21 protein-coding genes are annotated in these 26,880 nt (G+C 65.5%); 5 read left to right on the forward strand and 16 right to left on the reverse strand.

Features of this window, described 5'->3' with window-relative positions:
• Both U5805_RS25255 and U5805_RS25260 read left to right on the forward strand, forming a co-directional pair.
• Positions 1 to 94 (forward strand): 4Fe-4S dicluster domain-containing protein (locus U5805_RS25255; RefSeq protein WP_133246935.1); only part of this gene is annotated, 94 nt, incomplete at its 5' end.
• A gap of 11 nt (positions 95 to 105) precedes the next feature.
• Complete coding sequence (locus U5805_RS25260; protein ID WP_415914664.1) at positions 106 to 396, forward strand: hypothetical protein; 291 nt, start codon at positions 106 to 108, stop codon at positions 394 to 396.
• A gap of 63 nt (positions 397 to 459) precedes the next feature.
• Here U5805_RS25260 and U5805_RS25265 read toward each other — a convergent pair whose 3' ends face one another.
• Complete coding sequence (locus U5805_RS25265; protein ID WP_322106242.1) at positions 460 to 2,001, reverse strand: methyl-accepting chemotaxis protein; 1,542 nt, start codon at positions 1,999 to 2,001, stop codon at positions 460 to 462.
• A gap of 224 nt (positions 2,002 to 2,225) precedes the next feature.
• Positions 2,226 to 3,134, reverse strand: coding sequence for a DUF2092 domain-containing protein (locus U5805_RS25270; protein ID WP_322106243.1), 909 nt, complete (start codon positions 3,132 to 3,134; stop codon positions 2,226 to 2,228).
• 234 nt (positions 3,135 to 3,368) lie between these two features.
• Here U5805_RS25270 and U5805_RS25275 point away from each other — a divergent pair, with 234 nt between their 5' ends.
• From U5805_RS25275 to U5805_RS25285, 3 genes are read left to right on the forward strand one after another with little or no spacing between them, the layout of a single operon-like run.
• Positions 3,369 to 4,805 carry an MFS transporter gene (locus tag U5805_RS25275; protein ID WP_322106244.1) on the forward strand — a complete coding sequence of 479 codons (1,437 nt, stop codon included), beginning with the start codon at positions 3,369 to 3,371 and terminating at the stop codon, positions 4,803 to 4,805.
• A gap of 33 nt (positions 4,806 to 4,838) precedes the next feature.
• Positions 4,839 to 6,035 (forward strand): CoA transferase, encoded by a 1,197-nt coding sequence (locus U5805_RS25280; protein WP_322106245.1) that lies wholly within the window; start codon positions 4,839 to 4,841, stop codon positions 6,033 to 6,035.
• Position 6,036: 1 nt separating this feature from the next.
• Complete coding sequence (locus U5805_RS25285; RefSeq protein ID WP_322106246.1) at positions 6,037 to 6,882, forward strand: citryl-CoA lyase; 846 nt, start codon at positions 6,037 to 6,039, stop codon at positions 6,880 to 6,882.
• 4 nt (positions 6,883 to 6,886) lie between these two features.
• Here U5805_RS25285 and U5805_RS25290 read toward each other — a convergent pair whose 3' ends face one another.
• From U5805_RS25290 to rbsK, 14 genes are all read right to left on the reverse strand, one after another.
• Entirely contained in the window at positions 6,887 to 7,645 is a 759-nt protein-coding gene (locus U5805_RS25290; RefSeq protein WP_322106247.1) for an IclR family transcriptional regulator, read from the reverse strand.
• A gap of 189 nt (positions 7,646 to 7,834) precedes the next feature.
• Positions 7,835 to 8,845: a substrate-binding domain-containing protein gene (locus U5805_RS25295; RefSeq protein ID WP_322106248.1), complete on the reverse strand. Its 1,011-nt coding sequence runs from the start codon at positions 8,843 to 8,845 to the stop codon at positions 7,835 to 7,837.
• A 55-nt stretch (positions 8,846 to 8,900) separates the two neighbouring features.
• On the reverse strand, positions 8,901 to 9,998 hold the full coding sequence (locus tag U5805_RS25300) for an ABC transporter ATP-binding protein (RefSeq protein ID WP_322106249.1): 1,098 nt from the start codon (positions 9,996 to 9,998) through the stop codon (positions 8,901 to 8,903).
• 19 nt (positions 9,999 to 10,017) lie between these two features.
• A complete protein-coding gene (locus U5805_RS25305) occupies positions 10,018 to 10,971 on the reverse strand; it encodes a carbohydrate ABC transporter permease (RefSeq protein ID WP_322106250.1) in 954 nt (317 codons plus the stop codon).
• On the reverse strand, positions 10,968 to 11,921 hold the full coding sequence (locus tag U5805_RS25310) for a sugar ABC transporter permease (RefSeq protein WP_322106251.1): 954 nt from the start codon (positions 11,919 to 11,921) through the stop codon (positions 10,968 to 10,970). The genes U5805_RS25305 and U5805_RS25310 overlap by 4 nt, the downstream gene beginning before the upstream one ends.
• 8 nt (positions 11,922 to 11,929) lie before the next feature.
• Entirely contained in the window at positions 11,930 to 13,171 is a 1,242-nt protein-coding gene (locus tag U5805_RS25315; RefSeq protein ID WP_322106252.1) for an ABC transporter substrate-binding protein, read from the reverse strand.
• A gap of 213 nt (positions 13,172 to 13,384) precedes the next feature.
• Positions 13,385 to 14,800, reverse strand: a complete 1,416-nt coding sequence (locus U5805_RS25320) for a GH1 family beta-glucosidase (RefSeq protein ID WP_322106253.1) — start codon at positions 14,798 to 14,800, stop codon at positions 13,385 to 13,387.
• Positions 14,801 to 15,070: 270 nt separating this feature from the next.
• Positions 15,071 to 16,747 (reverse strand): SulP family inorganic anion transporter, encoded by a 1,677-nt coding sequence (locus U5805_RS25325; RefSeq protein ID WP_322106254.1) that lies wholly within the window; start codon positions 16,745 to 16,747, stop codon positions 15,071 to 15,073.
• Between the two features lie 181 nt (positions 16,748 to 16,928).
• Complete coding sequence (locus U5805_RS25330) at positions 16,929 to 18,698, reverse strand: SpoVR family protein (RefSeq protein WP_322106255.1); 1,770 nt, start codon at positions 18,696 to 18,698, stop codon at positions 16,929 to 16,931.
• A complete protein-coding gene (locus U5805_RS25335; RefSeq protein WP_322106256.1) occupies positions 18,695 to 19,963 on the reverse strand; it encodes a YeaH/YhbH family protein in 1,269 nt (422 codons plus the stop codon). Before U5805_RS25335 ends, U5805_RS25330 begins: the two co-directional genes overlap by 4 nt.
• Before the next feature lie 185 nt (positions 19,964 to 20,148).
• Entirely contained in the window at positions 20,149 to 22,071 is a 1,923-nt protein-coding gene (locus U5805_RS25340) for a PrkA family serine protein kinase (protein ID WP_322106257.1), read from the reverse strand.
• Positions 22,072 to 22,850: 779 nt separating this feature from the next.
• Positions 22,851 to 23,612, reverse strand: coding sequence for a hydratase (locus tag U5805_RS25345; protein WP_322106258.1), 762 nt, complete (start codon positions 23,610 to 23,612; stop codon positions 22,851 to 22,853).
• A 384-nt stretch (positions 23,613 to 23,996) separates the two neighbouring features.
• Entirely contained in the window at positions 23,997 to 25,742 is a 1,746-nt protein-coding gene (locus U5805_RS25350; RefSeq protein WP_322106259.1) for a methyl-accepting chemotaxis protein, read from the reverse strand.
• Positions 25,743 to 25,947: 205 nt separating this feature from the next.
• Complete coding sequence (gene rbsK, locus U5805_RS25355) at positions 25,948 to 26,877, reverse strand: ribokinase (protein ID WP_322106260.1); 930 nt, start codon at positions 26,875 to 26,877, stop codon at positions 25,948 to 25,950.
• Positions 26,878 to 26,880: the final 3 nt, after the last annotated feature.

A 26,880-nucleotide genomic window follows, 5' to 3' on the forward strand; every position in this document is an offset into this window, starting at 1 on the left:
CCACTGCAAGACCTGCGACATCAAGGACCCGACGCAGAACATCGTCTGGGTCACGCCGGAAGGCGGCGGCGGGCCGAATTATCCGAATATGTAGGCGTTATTCGCGTGGGCAATACAACGCCCAAAGCCGCTTCGGGCTATGAGCCGAAGCGGCTTTTTTTTGCGACCCGCGCTCGTTCACGGCCGCATGGCGGGTTGGGGCGGAGCGGGGCGCTCGCCCCGCGCGCCGGGCACGATCTCGACGGCATCGCGCTTTCAGGCATGGTTCCGGGCGTGCTTCGGGGCGGGCTTTCAGGCGCGCTCCGGGGCGTCGGCGGCGCGGGCGAGGCGCGAGTGCCGCCGCTGAGTTTTATCGGCGATCATGGCGGCGGCATGCCGCTAGCGCCCGGCGTGTAAGCACGTTTCCACGCGCAGGTCGTCGAAATGAATGCCGTGCGTCCGATGCGCCGGCGCCGCCCCTCAAGCCAGTGCCGGCTCGCGCAGGCGAAACGCCGCAACCGCCTCGCGCAGCGCATGCGCCTGCTCGGCGAGCGCATGCGCGGCCGCCGAAGCTTCCTCGACCAGCGCGGCGTTTTGCTGCGTGACTTCGTCCATCTGCGTGACGGCGACGTTGACTTGCTCGATGCCCGTCGACTGCTCGCGCGAAGCCGTGGAAATCTCGTCCACGGTCGTCGTCACGCGGTCCACGGATTCGACGATCACGCCGATGATCTGGCCGGCGTCGGCCACCAGCGTGGAGCCCGCTTCCACGCGTTTTGCCGACTGCGCGATGAGTTCCTTGATTTCGCGCGCCGCGGCGGCGCTGCGTTGCGCCAGCGTGCGCACCTCGCCCGCGACCACGGCGAAACCGCGGCCTTGCTCGCCCGCGCGCGCGGCTTCCACGGCGGCGTTGAGCGCCAGAATATTGGTCTGGAACGCAATGCCGTCGATCAAGCCGATGATTTCGCCCACCTTGCTCGAACTGTCCGCGATCGACTGCATCGTGCCGACCACTTCGCGCATCACCTGGCCGCCGCGCGACGCCGTTTGCGCGGCCGTGCCCGCGAGTTCGGTGGCGTGCTGGGCGTTTTCGGCGTTCATGCGCACGATCGACGTCAATTCCTCCATGCTCGCGGCCGTTTCTTCCAGCGAGGCGGCCTGTTCCTCGGTGCGCGAGGAAAGATTGAGATTACCGCTCGCGATCTGCGCGCTCGCAGTCGCGACGCCTTCGGCATTGCCGCGCACTTCGCTCACCACGCGCGCGAGGCTGGCCTGCATCTGCGCGAGCGCGGCGAGCAGCTCGGCGGTTTCGTCGTCGCCGTGCGCGTGCAGGTCGGTCGAGAGATCGCCGTTGGCGACTTCGCGCGCGAAATCGACGGCGCGCCCGAGCGGGCGCGTCACCGCGCGGCTGAACGCCACGCCGCCCGCGAGCGCGAGCACGAACACGGCGACCATGAGCAGGGCGCTCACGACGATTGCGCGTTGCGCGCGCCGCGCGGCTTCGGCCACGACGCCGGCGTTGTCGGCCGCGATCTTGCGCGCGGCCTGGTCGAGCAGATCGGCGGGCGCGCGGTCCACGCCGGCCACTTGCGTGTCTCCCGCCGAAGAGTCGCCGCCGGCCGCCTTGAACGCGTCCAGACCCTTGCGATACCCCTGGCCCATGGTTTTATGCGCTTCGGCGAATTGCGTGACGAGCGTGCGCGCGTCGCCTGGGGGCAGCTTCGCCTCGAGCGTGGCCGCGAGGTCGTCGACGGTGCGTTCGCGCTGCTGGAATTGCCCCCAGTACTTGTCGAGTTTGGCCGGGTCTTTGCCGCGCAGCAGCGTGTCTTTCCATTCCTGCACCTGCAACTTGAATTCGACCAGCGTGGCCGACGCCATGCGTTCGTTGGCCGCCGAAGCCTGCACGTTGACGCGATACGTGTCGATGGCCTGATTGAGCGTATGAATGCCGTAGAACGCGCCGGCCGACATCAACGTGAGCGATGCGGCGAACGCGAGCGGAATCTTGCGACTGAGCTTCATATGGGACGAGTGATGAAAACGTCGACGGGTTTCGCCGATGCCGGTTTTACGGCGCATCGCGGTCGGCCTTGAGCAACCTTACAAAAGGGCTCGATCATTGGCCGCGCGTTTTTTCGATAATTTATCTTATGTAAAATCATAAATTACGGCGATGTGCTTCCTTACAGCTTCACGCCGATCTTCGCCACCTTGCCGCCTCGCCGTTTCACACACGAACGCGCCGCTCATTGCAGATCGTCGAACGTCGGACGATCCGCCGCCGGCTTCAATGCAACCTCGCTCGCGCCAGCCTTCGGCCGGAATACGAATGTCGAAGCGCCAAACGCGGGCGCCGCGTTCCAGCGGTACGTCGCCTCGCGGCGCGGCCGCGTCGGCTGGGTCGTGTCGGTGACGACCAGACGACATGGCAGCGGCCGGCGGCCCGGTTCGATCCACAGTTCCCAGTCCGCGCCGGCCTGCTGAAAGACATAGTGCGTACACCAGCGCGTGCCGATCTTCTCCGCGCCGAGCACTTGCGCCGAGGTGATCGCCGCATCATCGTTCTTGCCGGCGCCCCAGTAAAACAGATCGGCGAGCGGCGCCTCGAAATGCCAGGTGGTCGCGAGATCGCGCACGAACGCATCGAGCGTGGGCGGCGCGTCGTTGCGCGTGTAAGTGCCCTGCTTCTCGTTGAACGTCGTGAAATGGCGGCCGTCGTCGACAATCCCGCGCACGTTGCCGTTGCCCGTGATGTCGGCGCGCAGCCGGTCCGGACGCTTTGCCTTGAGCACGACATGGCGCAGCAGCGCGGCGTTCTGGCCGTTTTCGAGCACGACGTCGGTGGACGTGTCGGCGGTCACTTCGAATTGGCGCAACGTGCGCAGATACGCGCCCATCGCATCGAGCGCGTCGGTGGCGCGCGGATCGACAGCCGACAGCGGCGCGTTGGCGTTTTCCGCGTCGAAGCTGCCGTTTTCCAGATCGGCGAGCGGCGAAGGCACGTTGGATTGCGAGGGCGCCCGCTCCTTGCCGGGCGCCTGCGCGCAACCGCTCAGCGCGCAAACGAGCCCCGCTGCCAGCGCGCCGCAAACCAGACGGCCGCGAAAAACGGCGTGCGGACGGGACTCCGCTCCAGGAAAGACTGTTTTGTTCACGACGTCTCCTGACTCAATGCGCGCTCGAACGACGCGAAGACCGTGGCGCCGGACCAGATTACCAGCGTTGCGCCACGCGCGATGCGAGCGCGCTGGCCCGAATATCCTCGTTGCTTTACCTCCGTAAAAGCCCTGGCTCGGACCTCGCACACCGACGCAGTATCATGGACTCACAATTTTAGAACGTCGTTCTATCAGATAGAACGACAAAAAAACCGCATTCAGGAGATGCCGATGTCCAGCCTGCCGGTCGATGCGACGCGCGAGTCGCCCCACGACCTTGCCGTGTCCACGGGCGCGGCCCAGATCAACGCGCGCATCGACCGTCTGCCCGCCACGCGCTCGATCTGGGCGCTCGTCTTTCTGCTCTCGCTGGGCGGCTGGTTCGAGTTCTACGACCTGTTCTTCACCGCCTACGTCGGGCCGGGCCTCGTCAAGAGCGGGCTGTATTCGACCACCACGGCGTCGTTCTTCGGCTTCTCGGGCCTGGGCGCATTCGTCGCGGCGTCGTTTGCGGGCCTCTTCATCGGCACGTTCTGCTTCACCGGTCTCGCCGACCGCTACGGCCGCCGCACGATGTTTACGGCCTCGCTGCTGTGGTATTCGGCCGCGACCTGCATCATGGCCTTGCAGACGAGCGCGCCCGCGATCAACCTCTGGCGGCTCGTCGCGGGCATCGGCGTGGGCATCGAACTCGTCACCATCGACACCTACGTGAGCGAACTCGTGCCCAAGCACATGCGCGGGCGCGCCTTCGCGTTCGTGCATCTCGTGCAGTACACGGCCGTGCCCGCGGTCGCGCTGCTCGCGTGGTGGTTCGTGCCGCGCGCGCCGCTTGGCTTCGACGGCTGGCGCTGGGTGGTGATGTTCGGCGCGCTGGGCGCGTTGATTGCATGGGCGATCCGCCGCCGCGTGCCCGAAAGCGCGCGCTGGCTCGCGCAGCGCGGCCGCACGGAAGAAGCCGCGCGCGTGCTCGCCCGCCTCGAAACGAAGGTCGAGCGCGAATACGGCCGCATCCTGCCGGCGCCCGCGCCCGAAGCGGCGCCCGCCCCGTCGCTCACCAGGGCGCGCTTCGCCGAACTCTGGCAGCCGCCGTATCGCCGCCGCACCATCACGCTGCTCGTGTTCAATCTCTTTCAGGCAATCGGCTTTTACGGCTTCGCGTCGTGGGTGCCGACGCTGCTCGTGTCCAAGGGCGTGACGATCACGCACAGCCTGCTTTATTCGTTCGTGATTGCCGCCTCGAATCCGTTCGGCCCGCTGCTCGGCATGGCCATTGCCGACCGCATCGAGCGCAAGACGCTCGTCGTGCTTTCCGCGTTCGCCATTGCCGTGTGCGGCACGCTGTTCGCGATGCAGACTTCGGCCGCCATGCTGATGCTGCTCGGCGTGCTCATCACGCTCGGCGGCACGCTGCTTTCGGTCGGCTATCACGCGTATCAGGTCGAACTTTTCCCCACGCGCATGCGCGCCACGGCAGTCGGCTTCGTGTATTCGATGTCGCGCCTTTCCGCCATGTTTTCCGGCTTCATGATCGCCTCCGCGCTCCGGCACTTCGGTGTGCCAGGCGTTTTTTCGCTGATCACGGCCGCGATGATCGTCGTGATGGCGGCGATCGGCCTGTTCGGGCCGCGCACGAAAAATCGCGCGCTCGACGAGATTTCCCGCTAATTTCCACCCTGAATAGAACGAGGTTTCATCGTCATGCTTCCATTAACCGGCGTGCGCGTTCTGGATCTGTCGAATGTGCTCGCAGGTCCGTTTTGCGCGTACCAGCTTGCGCTTTTCGGCGCCGAAGTCACCAAGGTCGAACACCCCGAAGGCGGCGATCTCGCGCGCCGGCTCGGCGCCGACAAGGACGCGGCCGCGCGCAACATGGGCGCGTCGTTCGTGGCCGTCAACGCGGGCAAGCGCTCGATCACGCTCAACCTCAAGGACCCGCGCGGCAAGGCGATCTTGCGCGATCTCGTGCGCGACGCCGACGTGCTGGTCGAGAACTACCGCCCCGGCGTGATGGACCGTCTGGGTCTCGGCTACGATCAGTTGTCCGAAGTGAATCCGCGTCTCGTGTATTGCGCGATTTCCGGTTTCGGCGACGACGGCGCCCTCTCCCGCCGCCCGGCCTACGATCAGATCATTCAGGGCATGGCCGGCGTGATGAGCGTGACCGGCGACGCGCAAAGCGCGCCGCTGCGCGTGGGCTATCCCGTTTCCGATACGGTGGGCGGCCTCACGGCCGCATTCGGAATTTGCGCGGCGCTGCTCGACGCGCGCACGAGCGGCCGCGGCCGCCGCCTCGACGTTTCGATGCTCGAAAGCACGCTCGCCACCATGGGCTGGGTGGTGTCGAACTATCTGAACGCGGGCGTCGAACCCTCGCCCATGGGCAACGAAAATTTCACGGCCGCGCCCTCGGGCACGTTCCGCACCGGCGAAGGACTCCTGAACATTGCCGCGAATGAGACGCGTCAGTTCGAAAGCCTCTGCGACGTGATCGGCCGCGCCGACCTTGCCGGCGACGAGCGCTTTGCCGCGCGTCATCTGCGCAAGCAGCATCGCGAAGCGCTCAAGGCCGAAATCGAAGCCGCGCTCGCCGCCGACAGCGCCGCGAACTGGGAAACGCGCCTGCTCGAGCGCGGCGTGCCCGTGGGGCGCGTGCTTTCGGTGCCCGAGATTCTCGCGCATCCGCATCTTGCCGAACGGCGCTTCGTGCGCGAGTTCGACGCCGCGCACGGCGAAGCGCCGCAGCGCGTCACGCGCGCGGGCCTGCGGCTCGCCGACGCCGACGCCGCGCCCACCACGCCCGCGCCCGTGCTCGGCGCGCATACGCACGAAGCGCTCGCGCAACTGGGCTACGACGCCGCGCAAATCGACACGCTCAAGCACGACGGAGTGATCTGACATGACCGCAACGAAACCCGCTTCGCCGCCCGACCTCGCGCAACTGTGCGCCGACTACTGGAGCACCTCGATCGTCGACATCCATCCGGGTTCGATCAAGATGCGCGGCTATCCGATCCAGGAGTTGATCGGCAACGTGAGCTTCCCGCAGATGATCTGGCTGATGCTGCGCGGCGAGTTGCCCTCCGGCGACGAAGCGGCGCTGCTAGAAGCCGCGCTCGTGGCGTCCGTCGATCATGGTCCGCACGCGCCTTCCATCGCCATCTCACGCATGGCCACGAGTTGCGGTTTGCCGATCAACGGCGCGATGGCGTCCGCACTCAACGCGCTCGACGACGTGCATGGCGGCGCGGGCCAGCAGGCCGTGGAGCTTTACGCCGACATCGCCGCGCGCATGGCCGCGGGCGGCACGCTGGAACACGCCGTGGAGGCCGGCGTCGACGCATTCATCGCCACGCACGGCAAGTATTTGCCGGGCTTCGGCCATCGCTTTCATCCCGTCGATCCGCGCGCGGGACGGCTGCTGGCGCTCGTCGATCAGCGTGTCGAAAACGGCACGATCGAGGGCCGTTATGCCGCGATCGCGCGCGCTATCGAAGCGCTGTTGCGCGCTCGCAAGGACCGCCCGGTGCCGATGAATATCGACGGCGTGACCGCCGTGATCTATGCCGAGCTGGGCTTCGCGCCCGAGCTGGCGCGCGGCGTGTTTTGCCTCTCGCGCGCCGTGGGCATCCTCGCGCACGCGTGGGAGCAGCGCGGTCGCGGCGAACGCAACAAAGGCCCGATGCCGCGGCAGATTGCCTACGCCTATACGGGCGCGCCGGAGCGGCATCTCGATCCGGCTTGACGCTTCAACGAAGATCCGGCCGTGCGCGCCGGGCGGCTCGCAGCGCGCGCGAGTCGCCGCCTAGCGCGTCGGTGGCGCGCGCGGCGCAGTCGAACAGCGCGCTCAGGTTGCGTTCGACGAAAGCGGCGTCCACGCGCGAACTCGGCCCCGCCAGCGTCAGCACGCCGCGCAACGTGTCATGCACGCCGAACACGGGCATCGACATGCCCGCCGTTTCGCGGTCCCGCTCGCCCACCGACACGCAATAGAAGTCGCGGCGAATCTGCTCGAAGGTCTCGCCCGGCTCGCCGCCGAACGCGAGCAGCGCGCGCCCGCCCGAGCCGCTTTCGAGCGGCAGCACGTCGCCCTCGCGCACGTGATGGCGCACCATGTGCTGCGAATCCACGCGATGCAGGCAAACGCGCACGGCGTTGTCGCGCACGTAGAACGACACGCCCTCGCCGCTCGCCGCCGCAAGTTCGCGCATGAGCGGCAGCAGGATGTCGCCGAGATTGAGACTGCGTTGATAGAGCGCGCCGAGCGCGAACGTGGCGGGCCCGAGCTGGAAGCGGCCGTCGTCGAGACGCAGCAGCAGCCGGTGCTGGATCAGCGCGCCCGCGAGCCGCAGCAGCGTGCTTTTGTAGAGGCCGGTGCGCGAGGCGAGTTCGGCGAGCGTGAGCGCGCTGTCGCCGGGACGGAACGCGAACAGGATCGCACACGCGCGGTCGATAACGGCAACGCCTTCTTCCTTTTTGGCGGGAACGACCGGGTCTTGCGCGGGCATGGGATTGAGCGATGAAAGCGATGAGAACCCGCCGATTTTACCGTCTCTCACGTGCGCGTTGTCGCCGGGCGTTGTCGTCGGGCGTTGTCGTCGGGCGTTGTCGTCGCGCGTTGTCCTTCGTGCCGCCGCGAAAATGCCCTGAGTACCGCCCCCGGGCTGCCGTGCGCTGTCGCGTACCGTGCGAGCAGGCTACGCTTTCGCGCGCGCCACCGAAGCGCGCATCGTCACGCTCACGGGGAACGTGCGCTCGATTTCCCATTGCGTGCCGTAGCACTGGTTCATCATCCAGCGCACCGCATTGCGCGTGAGTTCGGCCGTGGGAATATGCACCGAGGTGAGCGCGGGCGCCATGTAGGCGGTGGAGTAATCGTCGTCGTAACCGATCACCGAAACGTCGTCGGGCACGCGAAAACCCGCTTGCTGAAGGCACGCGAGCGCGCTCATCGCCATCGTGTCGTTGGCGCAGAAAAGGCCCGTGAAACGGCGCTTCATGTCGATCAGCGCGTGCGCCGCCGCGTAGCCGCCCTCGGGCGAGAAGTCGGACGCCACGAGCGGCACGGCCTCGCGCGCGATGCCGTGCCGCGCGAGTTCGGCGAAAAAACCCGCGAGACGCGTGGCGTTGTCCGACGACGTTTGCGGCCCGCCGATCACGGCGATCGCGCGATGACCGTGCTCGATCAGCGTGCGCGCCGCGAGTTCGCCGCCGTGAAAGTGGTCGGCGCAAAACGATGCTTCGGGCAATTGATCGAACCGGCGGTTGAGGAACGCCATGCGCGGATGCAGGCCATGCAGCATTTGCAGATCGTCGTCGTGCAGATCGTGGCTGATGACGACCACGCCGTCGCAATCGCGGCCAATCAGAAAGCGCACGGCTTCGATGGCCTGCTCGCGCGGCGAGGCTTCGCCGCACCCCGTCGCCACCACGACGTGACGGCGCACCGCGCGCAACTGCGTGTCGGTTTCCTTGAGGATGGTGCCGTAGTAGGAGCCGAAAAAGGTCGGCACGAAAATGCCGACGATGCCGAGCGATTGCGTCGCCATGGCGCGCCCGATCGACGAAGGCCGGAAGTTCAGCTGCTCGATCGCGGCCTGCACGCGCGCCGCCGCGTCGGCGGAAACCGGCCCGTTGCCCGAGATCGCGCGCGACGCCGTCGAAAGGCCCACGCCGGCCAGCGCCGCCACGTCTTTGAGGGTCGCCATGATTCGTTCCCTTTTTTTCCGCGAGCGGGATCGTTCGCGTCGTTCGTGTCCTTGCTCAAAGCCGCGCGCCGGTGGCCTCGTCGAACAGCGAAACATGCGCGACGTCGATGGAAAACGGCACGCTCGCGCCCGTTGCGAGCGGTGCCTTGTCCTGGTCGATCGAAGCAATTTGCGCGCCGCGACGATCGAGCCACAACACACGATGATTGCCCATGGGCTCGACCAGCGCGACCTGCCCTTCCAGTACGGTTTCGTGCGCGCGCGACGCGGCGCCCGCATGCACGTCCTCGGGCCGCACGCCGAGCACGCACGGCCGCGTGGGGTCGGGCGCGTCCTTGAACGCATAGCGCGAAACGTCCACGTCGGCGTGCGCGCTGCGAAAGCGCAACCGCCCTTCGGCGGCTTCGAGCGTGCCGTGCAGCAGGTTCATCGGCGGCGCGCCGAGAAACGTCGCCACGAACAGGTTTTCTGGCCGCGCATACACTTCGGCCGGCGTGCCGAACTGCTGGATCGCGCCGCCCTTCATCACGGCCATGCGCGTGGCGAGCGTCATCGCTTCCACTTGATCGTGCGTCACGTAGATCATCGTCGCGCCCAGTTGCTGATGCAGTTGCTTCAACTCGCGGCGCAGTTCGGTGCGCAGTTTGGCGTCGAGATTCGAGAGCGGCTCGTCGAACAGAAAAACGTCGGCTTCGCGCACGAGCGCCCGACCGATCGCCACGCGCTGACGCTGGCCGCCCGAAAGCTGCGACGGCTTGCGCGCGAGCAGCGGGCCGAGTTGCAGCATGTCGGCGGCGCGCTGCACGCGGCGCGCGATTTCGGCTTTCGGCGTGCCGTTGATACGGAGTGCGAACGACATGTTGCGCTCGACGTTCATGGTCGGATAAAGCGCGTAGGACTGGAACACCAGCGCCACGCCGCGATCTTTCGGGTCGGCCCACGTCATGTCCTCGCCGCCGATCTCGATGCTGCCGTCGCTTACGTCCACGAGTCCCGCGATGCTGTGCAGCAAGGTGGATTTGCCGCAACCCGAAGGCCCGAGCAGCACCACGAATTCGCCGGCGCGCACGTCGAGGTCGAGGTCGTCGATGATCGTGCTCGCGCCGAGTTCGATACGCAGATTGCGCACGCAAACGTTGGTCAGATTGCCCATGTGTCGCTCCGAGTCTTGCCTAGCCTTTCACCGCGCCCGAGGCGATGCCGCGCACGAACCAGCGTCCGGAGACGAAATAGATCGCGAGCGGCACGAGCGAGGTGAGAATGGTCGCGGCCATGTTGACGTTGTAGAGCCGCTCGCCCGTGGTGGTGTTGATGATGTTGTTGAGCTGCACCGTCATCGGCAGATTGCGCGTACCCGCGAATACGAGGCCGAGAATGTAGTCGTTCCAGATGCCCGTGACCTGCATGATGATCGCCACCACGACGATGGGCACCGACATCGGCAGCATCAACTGCACGAAGATGCGCCAGAAGCCGCCGCCGTCGATGCGCGCCGCCTTGAACAGTTCCTGCGGCAGCGACGCGTAGTAGTTGCGGAACAGCAGCGTCATCACCGGCATGCCGAAAATCGTATGAATGATCACGATGCCGGGCAGCGAACTGAACAGATGCACGAACGCCAGCACGCGCACGAGCGGATACACCATCACCTGCACGGGAATGAACGCGCCGGCGAGCAGGATCGCGAACAGCACGCCCGCGCCGCGCGGACGCCAGAACGACAACGCGTAACCGTTGACCGCGCCCACGGCGATCGAGATGATCGTGCTGGGCACGACGATGCGCACGGAGTTCCAGAAGCCCACGCGTATGCCGTTGCAGTCGAGTCCCGTGCATGCGCTCGCCCATGCGTCGCGCCACGGCGCGAGCGTCATGTGCGCCGGGAAGGCAAGCAGATGGCCGAGGCGGATTTCGTCCATCGGCTTTACCGAAGTCACGAGCATCACGTAAAGCGGCAGCAGGAAAAACAGCGCGGCGCTGACAAGAAACGCGTAGACGCCCAGACGCGCGGGCGTGAAGCGCGAGCGCGGCCCGCGGTGATGACGGCGATGGCGGCCGCGGCGGTCATTGCGCCCGGTGCGATCGACGCGCGGATCGTCCACGCTGGCGCTGGCTGGCGTGCTCATGCGTGCGCTCCTTTCGTGGCCGCGCGGCTGCGCGCGTAGAAGAACGGCGCGAGGATCGCGAGCACCGTGGCGAGCAGCACGATGGACGCCGCCGAAGCCAGCCCGATGTTCGCGCGATTGAACAGATAGTCCATGATGAATTTCGCGGGCACTTCGCTCGCGGTGCCGGGGCCGCCTTGCGTCATGGCCACCACGGCGTCGTAGAGCTTCACGACCATCACGAACAACAGCACGAATGCGGTGGAAAGCGACGTTCGCAACATCGGCACGACGATGCTCGCATACACGCGCCAGCGCGGAATGCCGTCGAGGCGCGCGGCTTTCCAGATTTCCTCGTCGATGCCGCGCAGGCCCGCGAGCATCAGCGCCATCACGAGCCCGGACGCCTGCCACACGGTGGCGATCACGAGCGTGTAGATCGCAAAGCGCTGCGAGACGATCCAGTCGAAACGCGCCTGCGTGAAGCCGATGTCGTGCAATACGGCTTGAACGCCGAGTTCGGGATTGAGTATCCACTGCCACACGAGGCCCGTCGCCACGAACGACATCGCGTACGGATACAGGAACACCGTGCGCAACGCGCCTTCGGCCGCCACGCGCTGATCAATGAAGATCGCGAGCAGCAGCCCGATCGCGAGACACGCCACGATGAAGCACACGCCGTAAATCACGAGGTTTTGCAGCGAGACGATCCAGCGGTCGTTGTCGAACAGCCGCACATATTGCGTGACGCCGGCGAACGTGCTGGACGGCAGCGAGCGCGAAAAGCTGAGCGACACGCGCGCCGTCCAGAGCATCGTGCCGAGATACGCGAACACGACCGTGACGGCCATCGGCAGCAGCGCGATCCATGCGGCCAGCGAAAGGCGCCGCCGCAACGCACGCGCGCGGCGCGTGCCGCCGGCATTGCGCGCGTTGCGTTTGGCCGGATGCAGCTTGAGCGCGTACATGGCGGCGCTCAGCTCTTGAGCGCCGAGGCGAACGCCTTTTGCGCGTCGTCCACCGACTGGTTCTTGTTCCAGAAGTTCGTGATGACGTCCTGAAGCGCGCCCTGCACGTCGGGCGGAATCAGCATTTCGGGGTTCGGCAGTTGCCGCGATTTGTCCTTCATGATCGCCATGCCCTCCTTCGCGCAGATGTCGAAGCCCGACGTGTCCACGTCGGGGCGAATGGGAATCGAGCCCTTGCGCTGGCTGAACGCGGCCTGCGCGGCGGGCGACGTCATGACGGTGGCAAGCAGTTGCTGTGCCTTCACGGCTTCGGGCTTGTCGGTCTTGGGGAACACGAACACGTCGCCGGCCACCATGTACGGCGATTTCGGTCCGAAGCCCGGGAAGCAGCCGAAGTCCTTGCCCGCCACCTGCTTCGCCGCCGAGAACTCGCCCTTCGCCCAGTCGCCCATGATCTGCATGCCGGCCTTGCCCGAAATCACGAGGGCCGTGGCGTCGTTCCAGTTGCGGCCAGGCGAGCCCGGGTCGACGTAATTATGCAGACGCTTGAAGGTCGCGAGCACGTTGTGGAAAGCGGCCGAATTCACGGCGTTCGCGTCGCGGTCGCGATACACCTTCATGTAGAGGTCGCGGTCCATGTCGGCGAAAATCGCGTCGAACGTGATCTTTTCCTGCCAGGCCTGACCGCCCAGTGCGAGCGGAATGATGCCCGCGGCCTTGAGTTTGTCGAGATCGGCGAAGAGGTCGTTGAAGTTCTGCGGCTCTGCCTTGATGCCGGCTTTCGCGAAGGCGGCCTTCGAATAGAAGAACCAGTCCTGCATGTGGATGTCGACGGGCGCCGCGTAGAAGTGACCGTTCGCCTTGATCGCGGTGAGAATGGACTCGGGGAAAATGGCGTTCCAGTTCTCCTTGTTCGCGACCGCATCGACATTATTCAGGAGTCCCTGGTCAATGAGGTCGTGAAACTGCTTGGACGTGTTGAACTGCGCGGCGGTGGGCGGATCGCCGCCGACGATGCGATTGATGGCCGTCGCGCGCGCCTGATCCGCACCGGCAATGGCGTTGTCCACCCACTGCCCGCCCGCCTGGTCGTAGGCAAGCGCGAACTGCTTGATCGCGGCCGACTCGCCGCCCGAGGTCCACCAGTGAATCACGTTGGCCTTGAGCGGCTCGGCGGCGTGGGCCGCGATCGCGCCGGCGAGCGCCAGAGCGGCGACCATGCCGCGCAGAACAGGTGCGGTGTGCTTCATTGCGTCTCCTTGTCGACCGGCGTTCGCGCCTGCAAGCGCCAACGCCGGTTTCATGCGAATCCCGGCGGCTCCGGGCGGGTCTGCAAAAGCTGCTGCGAGAGTCGAGGCGCGAGGCGGCGCGGCCGCTTTATCGTCGGGTGATGCGTGATGGCGTGGGCGTGCCGCCTTGTTAGACCTCGCGCGCGGCGTGCGGATGCCGCTTGCCTGGGCGGGTCAAGCCACGTCCAGCGCGCGCCGCTGCGCGATGAAGCGCGCAATCAGCTCGGCGCTGCGTTTGGGCGTGCGCACTTGCGTGTCGTAATCGACATGCACGACACCGAAGCGCCGCTCGTAGCCGAACGCCCACTCGAAGTTGTCGAGCAGCGACCAGACGAAATAGCCGCGCACGTCCACGCCCGCTTCCATGGCCTCGTTGACGGCCGCGAGATGGCGCTTGAGAAACGCAATGCGCTGCGTATCGTTCACGTGGCCATCGGCAACGCGATCGTCGGACGCCATGCCGTTTTCGGTGATGTAGATCGGCGGGAAGTTCTCGTAGCCGCGCGCGAAACCCGTGAGCAGGTCGCGCAAGCCATCGGGATGCACTTCCCATCCCATCTGCGTGCGCTCCACGCCTTCGGGCGGCGCTTCCACGAAACCGTGCGCGCCATCGCTTTTCACGTTGGTGCGGAAATAGTAATTGATGCCGAGAAAATCGAGCGGCGCGGCGATCGTTTCCATGTCGCCGTCGAGCACGAGCGGCTCGGTGCCGGGCCACAGCTCGAACAGTTCTTGCGGATACGCGCCTTTGAGCAGCGGGTCGAGAATCCACGCGTTGTGCTGGATTTCGAAGCGGCGCGCGGCGCGCACGTCCGCTTCCGACTGCGAATCGGGCGTGCCGCGCCCGACGTTCGCCACGATGCCTTTCGCCGATGCGGGATCGTTCGCGCGCAGCACGGGAACGGCAAGGCCGTGGCCAAGCAGCAGATGGTGCATGGCCTGCGTGGCATAGCGGCCGTTCGCGAGCCCGGGCGCGTGATGCCCGTTGCCGTAGCCGAGATACGCGGAACACCACGGCTCGTTGAGCGTCATCCACGAATCGACGAGTCCCTTGAGTTCGCGGCTCATGAGATCGGCGTAATCGGCGAAACGATAAGCGGTGTCGCGATTGAGCCAGCCGCCGCGATCTTCGAGATGCTGCGGCAGGTCCCAGTGATACAGCGTGGCGAAGGTGCGGATGCCCTGCTCCTTGAGGCGTTCCAGCAGGCGCCGGTAAAACGCGATGCCCCGGGCGTTGGGCCGCCCCGCTTCGTCCATGACGCGCGGCCAGGCGATGGAAAAGCGGTAGGCCTCGAAACGCAGTTTCGCGAGCAGTTCGAGATCGGCTTCCCAGCGATGATAGTGGTCGCAGGCCACTTCGCCGGTGTCGCCCGCGAGCACCTTGCCGGGCGTGGCGCTGAAAGTGTCCCAGATCGACGGCAGGCGGCCGTCTTCCCGCGTCGCGCCTTCGATCTGATAGGCGGCCGTGGCCGCGCCGAGCAGAAAGTCGCGCCGCCACAGCGCGGAAGCGGCGGGCGGCGTGAACGGGTCGTCGGGAGCAGACGCCGCGTGAGCGGCCGGGTGCGGCGAAGCGGCTGTGTCCTGAGTCACGAAACCTCCTGCGCTTGAAGGTGCCGGCAGTGCGCTGCGTCGTGCCGGGCGGGACGGGTGGAAGCGCTTCCACAGCGCTTCTGGCGCACGATATCAGCCGCTAAAACGCGCGAGCAATCAGAGTTTGTCTGGACGCCGTGCTGTAAGCGTTGTGCAGGTTATGCGCATTGACGGCGTTTTGAATGCGCGCCGAATGATCGTTGAATGACCGCTGAATGATCGTTGAATCGCGCATTCATCAGGACTCCGACGCATATTGCCCTGCCGCTGTCATCCTTCCGATTTGGACTCGAGTTCGGGCCGCACCGCCGCGAGCGCTTCGTGCAAAGTCGAGAAAATATGCTTGCCGCCGATCACGGCGATGATGCCGTGACGGTCCATGTCGGCGCGCAAGTAGCGGTTCACGCGGCCGAAAATCACCTGCACGCCTCGCTCCGCCAGTTCCGAGCACAAGTCGATCACGCTGCGCCCCGCCGAATAGTCGAGGTCCGTGATCGCCGCCGCATCCACCACGAGCGAACGCACCGGTGTGGGCGCGCGGTCGACCAGCGCGCGCACTTCGTCGACGAAGAGATGATCGTTGGCATAGAACAGGTCCGCGCCGAAGCGGTACACGATCAAGCCCGGCGCCGTAAGCTGGCCCGCGCGCGTGGGCTCGGGCATCCAGTCGCCCGCCTCGTTCGGCACGAGCACCATCGTATGCGGACGATAGCTATGGCGCACGTGGCGCAGCAGCGAAAGCCCGATCGCGATGAGAATGCCGTTCTCCACGCCGATCACGACCACGGCCAGCGCCGTCGTCACCGCGAGGCGAAATTCGCCGGGACTCTCGCGGCGGATATCGACAAGCTGGCGCAGATTGACGAGCCCCGCCGCGATCGTAAACACGATGGCCGCGAGCACGCAGTGCGGCAGGAATTGCAGCAAGCGGCTCAGAAACAGCAGCACGATCAGCACGACGCCCGCGAACACGAGTTGCGCGAACTGGCTGCGCGCGCCCGCCCGGTCGGCCATGGCGGTTTGCGTGAGACTGCCGTTCACGACGAACGCGCCCGTCAACGACGCGGCCGCATTGGCGGCGGCCAGTCCGAGCAGATTCTGGTCTTCGTCCACGCGTTCGCCGTAGCGCTGCGCGAACGCGCGGCTCGTGGCGGCGCTCTGCGCCACGATGATGACGAAGCACGAAGCGGCCACCTGCAACAAGTCGATCATCTGAAACCAGCCGACCGCCGGAAAGCTCAAACGCGGCAAGCCGCCCGCAACCGGACCGATCACCGAGATGCCTCGCCCCGCGAAGTCGAATGCGGCGCTGGCGGCAATGCTGCCCGCCACGGCAACCAGCGGCACCGGCCAGCGCGGCCGCAAGCGTTTGAACACGAGAATCGCGGCCACCACCGCCACCGACAACGCGAGCGTAGGCCAGTGAATCGCGGGCAATTGCAGCACGATCTGCTTGATTTGCAATACCGTGCGGCGCGAATTCACGCTGATGCCGAGCATGTCGCCAAGCATCGCCACGCCCACTTGCACGCCCACGCCCGTCAGAAAGCCCACGAGCACCGTGCGCGAAAGAAAGTCGGCGAGAAAGCCGAGCCGGAACACGCGCGCGATCAGCAGCATGACGGCGGTGAGCAGCGCCGTCATGCCCGCGAGCGCGACGTATTCGGCGCTCGACGGCGCGGCCATGGTCGACAGGCGGCTCGCGAAGATCGTGGCCGTGGCCGAGTCGGCGGCCACCACGAGATGCCGCGAAGCGCCGAACAACGCAAACGCGATCAGCGGCAGGAAGCCGGTGTAAAGCCCCGTGACGGCGGGCATGCCCGCAATGCGCGCGTAGCCGAGCAATTGCGGCACGTTCATCGAGGCGAGTTGCACGCCAGCGAGCGCGTCGCGTATTGCCGCGGCCTTCGTCAGCGGCCGCACGCCGCGCAGCAGTTCAAGCGCCATGCCGCCGCCCCCGTTTTTCTCGTTCTGGATACCGCATCTGCACGCGCTCCTTCGCTCGTCGTTCACTGGCGCAGTATGTTAGCGCGACGCGCCGTTGCGGAACGTATCGGAAGGCGCTTTGCGGCGCATCATGCAAAAAAAGGCCAGCACGGAGGCTGGCCCTGACTCGGAACGGACGGCGTTACGCGCGAATCGGCGGCGGCACGTAACGGCATTCGAAGCGCTTTCTCACGGTGCCGTTTTCATCGACGCTTTCCAGATAGACGTCGAATTGCCACAGACGCGCCATGTGCCGCAGCACTTCGTCGGTGTCGCCCGAAAGATGGCGGTTGTCGCTCATGAAGTGGCGCAGCGTGAGACTGCGGTCGCCGCGCGTGTTCACCGACCACACCTGAATGTTCGGCTCGCGATGATGCATGTCGTACTGGCGCGAAAGCGCTTGCCGCACGTACTGATAACCGCTGTCGTCGTGAATGGCCGAGACTTCGAGCGCGTCGCGCATGTCGTCGTCGAGCACGGAGAAGAGGCGCATTTCGCGAATCAGATGCGGCGACAGATACTGCGCGACAAAGCTCTCGTCCTTGAAGTTGCGCATGGCGTAATGCAGTGCCTTGAGCCAAGGGCTTCCCGCCAGTTCCGGGAACCACTTGCGGTCTTCGTCCGTCGGGTCTTCGCAGATGCGGCGAATGTCGCTCATCATCGAAAACCCGAGTGCATACGGATTGATGCCGCTGTAATACGGCTTGGTGACGGGCGGCTGATAGATCACGTTGCTGTGCGAATGCAGGAACTCCATCATGAAGCCGTCTTCGAGCTTGCCCTGCGCGTAGAGCGTATTGAGCAGCGTGTAATGCCAGAACGTGGCCCAGCCTTCGTTCATGACCTGCGTTTGCCGCTGCGGATAAAAATACTGCCCCACCTTGCGCACGATGCGAATGACCTCGCGTTCCCACGGTTGCAGCAGCGGCGAGTTCTTTTCCGCGAAATACAGCAGGTTTTCCTGCGGCTCGGGCGGAAAGCGCTCGTCGCGCTCCTCGGCGATCGGCTGCTGAGCCTTGGGCAGCGTGCGCCACAGTTCGTTGACCTGCGATTGTAGATACGCCTCGCGCTCGCGGCGCATTGCCGCCTCGCGTTCGAGCGAAAGCTTCTGCGGGCGCTTGTAGCGGTCCACGCCGTAATTCATCAGCGCATGGCACGAGTCGAGTAGTTCTTCCACGCGGTCGAGACCGTAGCGCTCCTCGCATTCGGCGATGTAATTCTTCGCATAGACGAGGTAATCGACGATCGCGTGCGCGTCCGTCCAGAGACGGAACAGATAATTGCCCTTGAAGAACGAGTTGTGGCCGTAAGCCGCGTGCGCGATCACGAGCGCCTGCATCGTCATCGTGTTCTCTTCCATGAGATACGCGATGCAGGGGTTGGAATTGATGACGATCTCGTAGGCGAGCCCCATTTGCCCGCGCCGGTAGCTCTTTTCGGTGGAGAGAAAGTGCTTGCCGAACGACCAGTGCCGGTAATTGACGGGCATGCCCACGGAGGCATACGCATCCATCATTTGTTCGGCGCTGATCAATTCGAGCTGGATGGGGTACACGTCGAGTTCATATTGCTCCGCAACATGCGCGATGTGCGTGTCGTATTCCTCGATGAGTTCGAAGGTCCAGTCGGATGGGCACGGCAACGGCCGTCTGTCGGCTACGTTCATTTGCACTTCCCTTTGCTGGGCAAGCCCATGCTCCTTGTGGCGAGCAGCCCCGGCGGCGTCGGCTTCACGACGATCGCCGTGAGGGCCGGCCTCCTGCCCCGGTTGGTGCCCCGGTTGCTGCCCCATTGGATGCCCCGCTTTATTGCCTGCGTCACCGCCTGCCTCACTGCCTGTCTCACTACCGCTCGTCTTGCGGCGCTCCGGCTCGTAGCCGCGCGCCTCGTTGTGCAAATGGCGTGTCGTCATGAGCGCTCCACCTGCTTTTCGAACAACTCCCGGAACACCGGGTAAATGTCGGCGGCCGTGTCCACCTTCTTCATCGCCAGCGCGGGCTCGGACAGCGCAAGCTGCGCGTACTCGAGCCAGAGATTTTGCTCCTCCGGCGTGACTTGAATATAGGCGAAATACCTGACCAGCGGCAGGATGTCGTCGGCGAGGATCTTGCGGCACTTCGGCGAGTCGTCGGTCCAGTTGTCGCCGTCCGATGCCTGCGCGCCGTAGATGTTCCAGTCGCTCGGCGAATAACGGTCTTCGATCACTTTTTTCATCAGCTCCAGCGCGCTGGACACCACGGTGCCGCCGCTTTCGGTCGAATGGAAAAACGTGTCCTCGTCCACTTCCTCGGCGCGCGTGTGGTGGCGAATGAACACCACCTCGATCTTTTCGTAATTGCGCTTGAGAAAGAGGTAAAGCAGGATGAAGAAGCGCTTCGACAAATCCTTGCGCTGCTCGTCCATCGAGCCGGACACGTCCATGAGGCAGAACATCACCGCCTGACTCGACGGCTGCGGCTGCTTCACGCGATTCACGTAGCGCAAGTCGAACGGATCAATGAACGGAATCCGCCAGATGCGCCCGCGCAAATGGTGGATCTGTTCCTCCAGCAGCGCGATTTCCTGGCGCCGGTCGGCCGTGTCGGCCTTGAGCGCTTCGAGTTCTTCCTCGAGCGCATGCAGCTCGTTGACGAGCGGCGCGCCGAGCGCGATGCGGCGCCCCAGCGCGCTGCGCAGCGAACGCACCACGTCGATGTTGTTCGGCGTGCCTTCGGCGGCCCAGCCCGCGCGGATGCTCTTCCACGTGGGCACGGCAAGCAGATGGGTTTTGACGAGGCGCGGCAGTTCGAGGTCGTCGAAGAAGTACTGCATGAATTCCTCGCGCGAGAGTTCGAACACGAAGTCGTCCTGACCTTCGCCTTCGTTGCTCGCCTGGCTTCCGCCGCCGCCTCCGCCGCCTTGCGGGCGCGCAATGCGGTCGCCGCGCACGTAGTCCTCGTTGCCGGGATGAACCATTTCGCGCCTGCCGCCCGGGCCGTGCCTGAACGACGGCTCGGCGATGTCCTTGCGCGGAATGGTAATGCTCTGGTTGCTTTGAATGTCCTTGATGCTGCGGTCACGCACCGCTTCCGAAACGGCGTGACGAATGTAGTTTTTCACGCGGCGCAGGAAGCGCTCGCGATTTGCAATGCTCTTGTTCTTGCCGGCCAACCTGCGGTCGATGATTTGGTGAAGCACATCCAGTCTCCCGCTCCAGTTTTGAATGGGCGAGTACGCAGTGTCACTTGCCGCCTGGCGTGATTCGCCATCATGCGGGCCGCGTTCACCCGCTCACGGCCACGCGGCTTGCGCCCCGCCGGAAGTCCTTGCGCGCCGCCGCGCAGTTCGCGCGGCGGCGCAGCCGGACGGTAAAGCCTCTTCAGTCATGACGACTTGCGCACCCGCAGATACCAGTCGCAGAGCAACCGGACCTGCTTCGGCGTGTAGCCCTTCGCCACCATGCGGTTGACGAAATCCTCATGCTTGCGCTGCTCCTCCGCCGACCCTTTCGCATTGAACGAGATCACCGGCAAAAGTTCTTCCGTGTTCGAGAACATTTTCTTTTCGATCACGACACGCAGCTTTTCATAGCTGATCCAAGCCGGATTCTTCCCGGCGTTGGCCGCCCGCGCGCGCAGCACGAAATTCACGATCTCGTTGCGGAAATCCTTAGGATTGCTGATGCCCGCGGGCTTCTCGATCTTCTCCAGTTCGGCGTTCAGCGCCGCGCGGTCGAAGCTCTCGCCCGTGTCGTGGTCGCGGAACTCCTGGTCCTGAATCCAGAAGTCGGCGTACGTCACATAACGGTCGAAAATGTTCTGTCCGTATTCCGAATACGACTCCAGATAAGCGGTCTGAATCTCCTTGCCGATGAATTCGGCGTAACGGGAGGCCAGCACGTCCTTGATGAACGAGAGATACTTCTGCTCGGTTTCCGGCGGGAACTGTTCGCGCTCGATCTGCTGTTCGAGCACGTACATCAGGTGTACCGGATTCGCCGCCACTTCGGTCGAGTCGAAGTTGAACACGCGCGAGAGAATCTTGAACGCGAAGCGCGTGGAAACGCCGTTCATGCCTTCGTCCACGCCGGCGAAGTCGCGATACTCCTGATACGACTTCGCCTTCGGGTCGGTGTCCTTGAGGTTCTCGCCGTCGTACACCTGCATCTTCGAAAAGAGGCTCGAATTCTCGGGCTCGGCAAGACGCGTGAGCACCGACATCTGCGCCATCATCTTGAGCGTGCCAGGCGCGCACACGGCTTCGGCCAGCGACGAATTGCGCAGCAGCTTCTCGTAGATCTTCATCTCTTCCGAGTAGCGCAGGCAGTACGGCACCTTCACCACGAAGATACGGTCGAGCAGCGCCTCGTTGTTGCGATTGTTGCGGAACGCCTTCCATTCCGACTCGTTCGAATGGGCCAGAATGACGCCGTTGAACGGGATCGCGCCGAAGCCTTCGGTGCCCTTGAAGTTGCCTTCCTGCGTGGCCGTGAGCAGCGGGTGCAGCACCTTGATGGGCGCCTTGAACATTTCGACGAATTCTAGCAAGCCCTGGTTCGCGAGACACAGGCCGCCCGAATAGCTGTACGCGTCCGCGTCGTCCTGTGCGTATTGTTCGAGCTTGCGGATATCCACCTTGCCCACGAGCGATGAGATGTCCTGATTGTTCTCGTCGCCAGGTTCGGTTTTCGCAATGCCGATCTGCCGCAGGATGGAAGGATAGCGGCGCACCACGCGGAACTTGCGGATGTCGCCGTTGTACTCGTGCAGGCGCTTGACGGCCCACGGACTCAGAATGCTTTTCAGGTAACGGCGCGGGATGCCGTATTGCTCCTCGAGAATCGGACCGTCTTCGTCGTAATCGAAGAGACCGAGCGGCGACTCGTTCACGGGCGAACCCTTGATCGAGTAGAACGGCACGCGCTCCATGAGTTGCTTCAGACGCTCGGCAATGGAGGACTTGCCGCCGCCCACCGGACCGAGCAAATAGAGAATCTGCTTCTTTTCTTCGAGTCCTTGCGCCGCATGGCGGAAGTACGAGACCACCTGCTCGATCACGTCCTCCATGCCATAGAACTCGCGGAAAGCGGGATACACCTTGATGACCTTGTTCGCAAAGATGCGCGACAGGCGCGGGTCGTTGCGAGTATCGATCTGTTCGGGTTCGCCGATTGCCGTCAGCATGCGTTCGCCTGCCGTGGCGTACGCACTGGGATCTTCTTTGCAGAGCGCGAGATACTCCTCCAACGAGAGTTCTTCCTCCCGTGTTTTTTCGAAGCGGGTCGCGAAGCTGCTATAGATATCCATGCTACCTCCTCGCCGAGATCTGCGACCGATGTCGTGCGCGGCGCGCTATTCGGAAACGACATCGCTCGAATTCATCCTAAACCCTTTTGATATTTTTCGCACCGTTAAATCACGCACGAAGTTGTCACTCAAGTCGCGTATTTTTTGAGTGCTTGGAAGCCATCCCGCCACGACTTACAATGATCTTCCCCAGCGGTGCAAATTTCAGACCGGGCTCGCTTTTTCTCCCTTTGCAACGGCATTCGTAACACCGCGTACGTCGTTACCCTTATTACGCCGATTCTTGCGCCGCTTCTTACGCCGATTCCTCCGGCGCTCGCGCACAGGCCGCGCTTGCTCACGCTTGCTCACGCTTGTTCATTCAACGCATCAGCGCGCGGACGGTGTACACGCAATCCATTCTCAACGTGGTTCATGCCGCATGCAGCGCTGTTGTGGGCACGCATCAGCATTTAATTTTTTCCCGTTTTACGCGTCGATTTGTTCAACGTCCGTGACCTGCCGCGCATTCCGTCCGCACGTATTCAACGCCGCAATTCATCCCTGACGACAGTAGTGGTTTTCCCGCTATGCGGCGATTGCACGCGATGATGCACGCCATGACGCGTGGCGCGGTAATGCGCGGTACTGATTATTGCCGCCTGTCCCGAACACGTCGCCGGCACACCGAAAGCGCCGCGAAAACGGCGTGCGGCGCTCGCGCAGGCGCGAACAAAAAAAGCCGCGGCGCACGATGCGCCAGCGGCTTCTTCCTCGCTGTTCCGAGCGCGACGTGCGCGTTACGCGAACTCGATTTCCACTTCGCCCAGGCCGTCGATGGCGCCGTGCAGAATGCCCGGCCCTTCGATGCGATGCGCGCCCACGTAAGTGCCCGTCGTGATGGTCCAGTCCGGCTCGATCGTGATACCCATGGCGGCGCAATGGTTGACGAGCCAGACGAGCAATTCGCGCGGATCGCCCGCCGGATTGCCGACCGCTTCGGGCACGAGCGAGACGCCGTCGAACGCCAGCGCAAGCTCCGGCTCCACGAAGTCGAGCGAGCGCGCGAGCGCCGGGTAAGGCTGCGCATGGCCGGTGACGAGCGCGCCGTTGTTCTGCGCGTCGGCGAGCTGGGCCAGCGGCGCAACGTTGGGCCATTGCGCAAAGCGGCTGTCGACGATTTCGATCGCGGGCAGCACCTGCCCCACGCGCGCCAGCACCTCGTCGCGCGCATAGGCTTCGGCGCGCGGCGCGATCGGCTCGGCGAAGCGAAAGGCGATTTCCAGCTCGATCAGCACGCGAAAGAACGCGCTGCGTTCGAGCCGCGCGGGCGAGGCATGCACGAGCGTTGCGGCGATGGGCGAGCCCGAAGCCGCGCCGCCCGGCGCGCGCGCGCCGATTTTCCAGCCGCCCGTGGTCGTGCCGAGCCCGGCGATCACGGCCTGCTGGATCGCATACGCCGTGGCCGCGTCGGGCGGAAGGCGCTCCGGCTCCAGCGTGTCGATCGGATGATGCTGGCGGCGTGCGTTCACGAGGCGCTGCGCAAGATCGTCGTGCGTCATGTCCTTTCCCTTTTTGTGCTGTTCTGGTGCCCCGGCGTCGCCCTGGCGCTCGACGATCGCGTGGCGCGGCGGCGCGCCTCCCTCGGTTCGCCCGGCCGGCGCGGACGTTTCCCCAACCCGTCGCCGGCCTGATTCCGGCGGTTGCGGCGCGGCGCGAAAGCGTATAGCGCCGGGCCGCCCGCGCGCATGACACGGCTGACAATGTACCGTAACCGCGCCGGCGCGGCGCGCGGAAGGGCCGGATGCGGACGACGCACGCAAAAACAAGGCCGCTGCGCCGGCAGCGGCCTTGCAATCCCGCGTAACAGGCGACACGCGGCGACGCGCGACGACGCGGCGCGGATCGCGCGCAGGCGGGCGCTTCGCGCGATCCGCGCCGCACGCCTAGAACGTTTCCCAGTCGTCGCCGGAAGCGGCCGCCGCCGTTTTCATGGGCGCGGCGGCGGCAGGGCGAACCAGCGGCACCGGCTTTACCACCGGCGCGGCCGGACGCGGCGGGCGCTTCGCGGCACTCGGCGCCGCCGCGGCCCGGGCCGCCGGCCTCACCGGCGCGGAGGCAAACGCGGAAACCGAGGCCGCCGAAGCCGCGCCATCGTCGAGCGTAAACACGGCGACCGCCTCGCGCAAACGCCCCGCCTGATCTTCCAGCGACTGCGCCGCGGCCGCCGCCTCCTCCACCAGCGCCGCGTTCTGCTGCGTCACCTCGTCCATCTGCGTGACGGCGCGCGCGACCTGTTCGATGCCGCCCGACTGCTCCTGCGAAGCCGCCGCGATCTCGCCCATGATGTCGGTCACGCGCCGCACCGCGCCGATGATCTCCGTCATCGTGCGGCCCGCCTCGTCCACGAGCGCGGAGCCGGCATGCACACGCTCCACGGAGGTGTCGATGAGCCCCTTGATCTCCTTGGCCGCCGCCGACGAGCGCTGCGCGAGGCTGCGCACCTCGCCCGCCACCACGGCGAAGCCGCGCCCTTCCTCGCCTGCGCGCGCCGCCTCCACCGCCGCGTTGAGCGCGAGAATATTGGTCTGGAACGCAATGCCCTCGATGATCGTGATGATTTCCGCGATTTTGGCGGAACTCTGGTTGATGTCGCCCATCGTGCCGACCACCTGGTTCACGACGGCATTGCCCTTGTTGGCGATTTCCGAGGCGTTGGCGGCCAGCGCGCTCGCCTGGCGGGCGTTGTCGGCGTTCTGGCGCACCGTGCCGGTCAGCTCCTCCATGCTCGACGCCGTTTCCTGGAGCGCGCTCGCCTGCTCCTCCGTGCGCGAAGAGAGATCGGTGTTGCCCGCCGCGATCTGGCGCGTGGCCGTGGCGATGGACTCCGTGCCCGAGCGCACCGAGCGCACCGTTTCGGTGAGACTGCGCTGCATCTGCGCGACGCCGCCAAGCAGTTCGCCCATTTCGTCGCGGCGGCGCACGGTCACGGGACGGCGCAGATCGCCCGCCGCGATTGCCTGGAACGCGCCCAGCGCCTCGCCGAGCGGCTCCGCAATCGCGCGGCGCAGCGAGAGGAACGAAAACACGGCCGCGCCGATGCCGACCAGCAGCGCGGCGATCACCGTGATGCGCAGTTGGGCGAACGCGGACTGCGCGTCGTCGAAGCCTTGTTGCGCCTGGTCCATCTGGAGCTTGTCGAGCGCGGCATCGGCTTTCGAGAGTTCGTCGTAGGCGGCCTTGAGCGCCTTCGCCCCTTCCAGCACCCTGGCCTGATCTCCGGAGGTGACGGTGGCGGCGAAACGGTCGGCGATCTGGTGCAGTTCGTCGCGGCGCGTCATCACCTCCTGGGCAAGGCGCTGCTCCTGCGGGCCGCGCGGCAGCGCCATGTACTTTTTCCAGAAATCGTCGGAGACGCCGCGCAGCATGCGCGCGCGGGCCAGCGTATCGGCGGCGTCGGGCGTGCCGAGCTGGAACGCCGCGCGATCGAGCGCGAGACGCTCGCGCGCCGCATAGATTTCCGCGAGATTGACCGCGTGCGAACTGGGCATCTGATTCGTGAACGTGTCGCGATACGCGTCGTTCGAACGCGTCAGCCCCAGAAGCCCGACCGCGCTGATGGCAACGATCAACGCCGCCAGAAAACCCATCGTGAGGCCGATGCGCGCCTTGATGCTGATGCCCTTGTTCATGTGTCTCCCGTTCTTGCCATGTGTTGGGATGATTCGCGCCCGGAGTCGGGCACGCTCTCTACACGGCGTTAACGGCACATGCTGTCGCGGACTTGAAATATCTATATGGTGTGAGGAAATCGGGACATGAGCCGGGAAGTATTTACAAAACTGCTTAAAAGGCCGCCACCATGACGGCGAATCATCGGTCGCGGCGAACGGCGCATCAGTCCTGCAAGTCGTCGAGCGTGGGAATGGACGGTTGCGCGCCCGCGCGCGTGACCGAAACCGACGCGGCGCGCAGCGCGAACGCAATGGCTTGCTGCGGCGTTTCGCCGTTGGCCAGACGCGCGGCCAAAGCGCCGATGAAGGTGTCGCCGGCCGCGGTGGCGTCCACGGCGCGCACGGCGGGCGCGGGCATGTGGACGGGCGCCGCGCCGTCGAGCAACGCGCAAACGCCTTGCGCGCCGAGCGTCACGATCACGTTGCGCGCGCCCGCGTCGCGCAGCGCGAGCGCGGCGCGCGCGGCTTCGGCGGGCGTGCCGGCGGGCAGGCCCGTGAGCGCGGCCGCTTCGAGTTCGTTGGGCACGAGGTAATCGACGAGCGGCAACCACGCGGCGGGCAGCGGCCCGGCGGCGGGCGCCGGATTGAGAACGGTGATCTTGCCGAGGCGGCGGCCCATGGCGAGCGCGGCGGCCACGGCGGCGGGCGGCGTTTCGAGCTGGCAGACCACCACGTCGGCTTGCGCGAGCACCGGTTCGTGGCGCGCGACGGTCTCCGGCTTCACTTCGCCGTTGCTGCCCGCGACGATGACGATGGCGTTCTCGCCCGCTTCGTCGACCACGATCAGCGCGACGCCCGTGGGCGCATTCGGCGAGGTTTCCAGCGCGCGGCAGTCGATGCCCTCGGCGGTCAGCCCCACGCGCAGAATGCCGCCGTTGCTGTCCGAGCCCACGCGGCCGATCATCGCCACCTGCGCGCCCAGCCGCGCGGCCGCGACGGCCTGGTTGCCGCCCTTGCCGCCCGGCACTTGCGCGAAGCTCGAACCCGCGAGCGTTTCGCCGGGGCTGGGCAACCGCGGCGCGCGCGCCACGAGATCCATGTTGAGGCTGCCGATCACGGCCACGCGCGCCGTCTTTCCCGCATCCGTTCCCACGAT

The organism is Paraburkholderia sp. J41 (genome assembly GCF_905220235.1).
GTDB lineage: Bacteria > Pseudomonadota > Gammaproteobacteria > Burkholderiales > Burkholderiaceae > Paraburkholderia.

What these genes read in the sequence shown, in the direction of transcription:
- U5805_RS25315 (WP_322106252.1), bottom strand. Translation starts at nt 13,171, where the DNA reads ATGAAGCACACCGCACCTGTTCTGCGCGGCATGGTCGCCGCTCTGGCG.
- U5805_RS25305 (WP_322106250.1), bottom strand. Translation starts at nt 10,971, where the DNA reads ATGAGCACGCCAGCCAGCGCCAGCGTGGACGATCCGCGCGTCGATCGC.
- U5805_RS25325 (WP_322106254.1), bottom strand. Translation starts at nt 16,747, where the DNA reads ATGGCGCTTGAACTGCTGCGCGGCGTGCGGCCGCTGACGAAGGCCGCG.
- U5805_RS25330 (WP_322106255.1), bottom strand. Translation starts at nt 18,698, where the DNA reads ATGACGACACGCCATTTGCACAACGAGGCGCGCGGCTACGAGCCGGAG.
- U5805_RS25290 (WP_322106247.1), bottom strand. Translation starts at nt 7,645, where the DNA reads ATGCCCGCGCAAGACCCGGTCGTTCCCGCCAAAAAGGAAGAAGGCGTT.
- U5805_RS25310 (WP_322106251.1), bottom strand. Translation starts at nt 11,921, where the DNA reads ATGTACGCGCTCAAGCTGCATCCGGCCAAACGCAACGCGCGCAATGCC.
- U5805_RS25295 (WP_322106248.1), bottom strand. Translation starts at nt 8,845, where the DNA reads ATGGCGACCCTCAAAGACGTGGCGGCGCTGGCCGGCGTGGGCCTTTCG.
- U5805_RS25280 (WP_322106245.1), top strand. Translation starts at nt 4,839, where the DNA reads ATGCTTCCATTAACCGGCGTGCGCGTTCTGGATCTGTCGAATGTGCTC.
- U5805_RS25345 (WP_322106258.1), bottom strand. Translation starts at nt 23,612, where the DNA reads ATGACGCACGACGATCTTGCGCAGCGCCTCGTGAACGCACGCCGCCAG.
- U5805_RS25340 (WP_322106257.1), bottom strand. Translation starts at nt 22,071, where the DNA reads ATGGATATCTATAGCAGCTTCGCGACCCGCTTCGAAAAAACACGGGAG.
- U5805_RS25300 (WP_322106249.1), bottom strand. Translation starts at nt 9,998, where the DNA reads ATGGGCAATCTGACCAACGTTTGCGTGCGCAATCTGCGTATCGAACTC.
- U5805_RS25285 (WP_322106246.1), top strand. Translation starts at nt 6,037, where the DNA reads ATGACCGCAACGAAACCCGCTTCGCCGCCCGACCTCGCGCAACTGTGC.
- U5805_RS25275 (WP_322106244.1), top strand. Translation starts at nt 3,369, where the DNA reads ATGTCCAGCCTGCCGGTCGATGCGACGCGCGAGTCGCCCCACGACCTT.
- U5805_RS25350 (WP_322106259.1), bottom strand. Translation starts at nt 25,742, where the DNA reads ATGAACAAGGGCATCAGCATCAAGGCGCGCATCGGCCTCACGATGGGT.
- U5805_RS25265 (WP_322106242.1), bottom strand. Translation starts at nt 2,001, where the DNA reads ATGAAGCTCAGTCGCAAGATTCCGCTCGCGTTCGCCGCATCGCTCACG.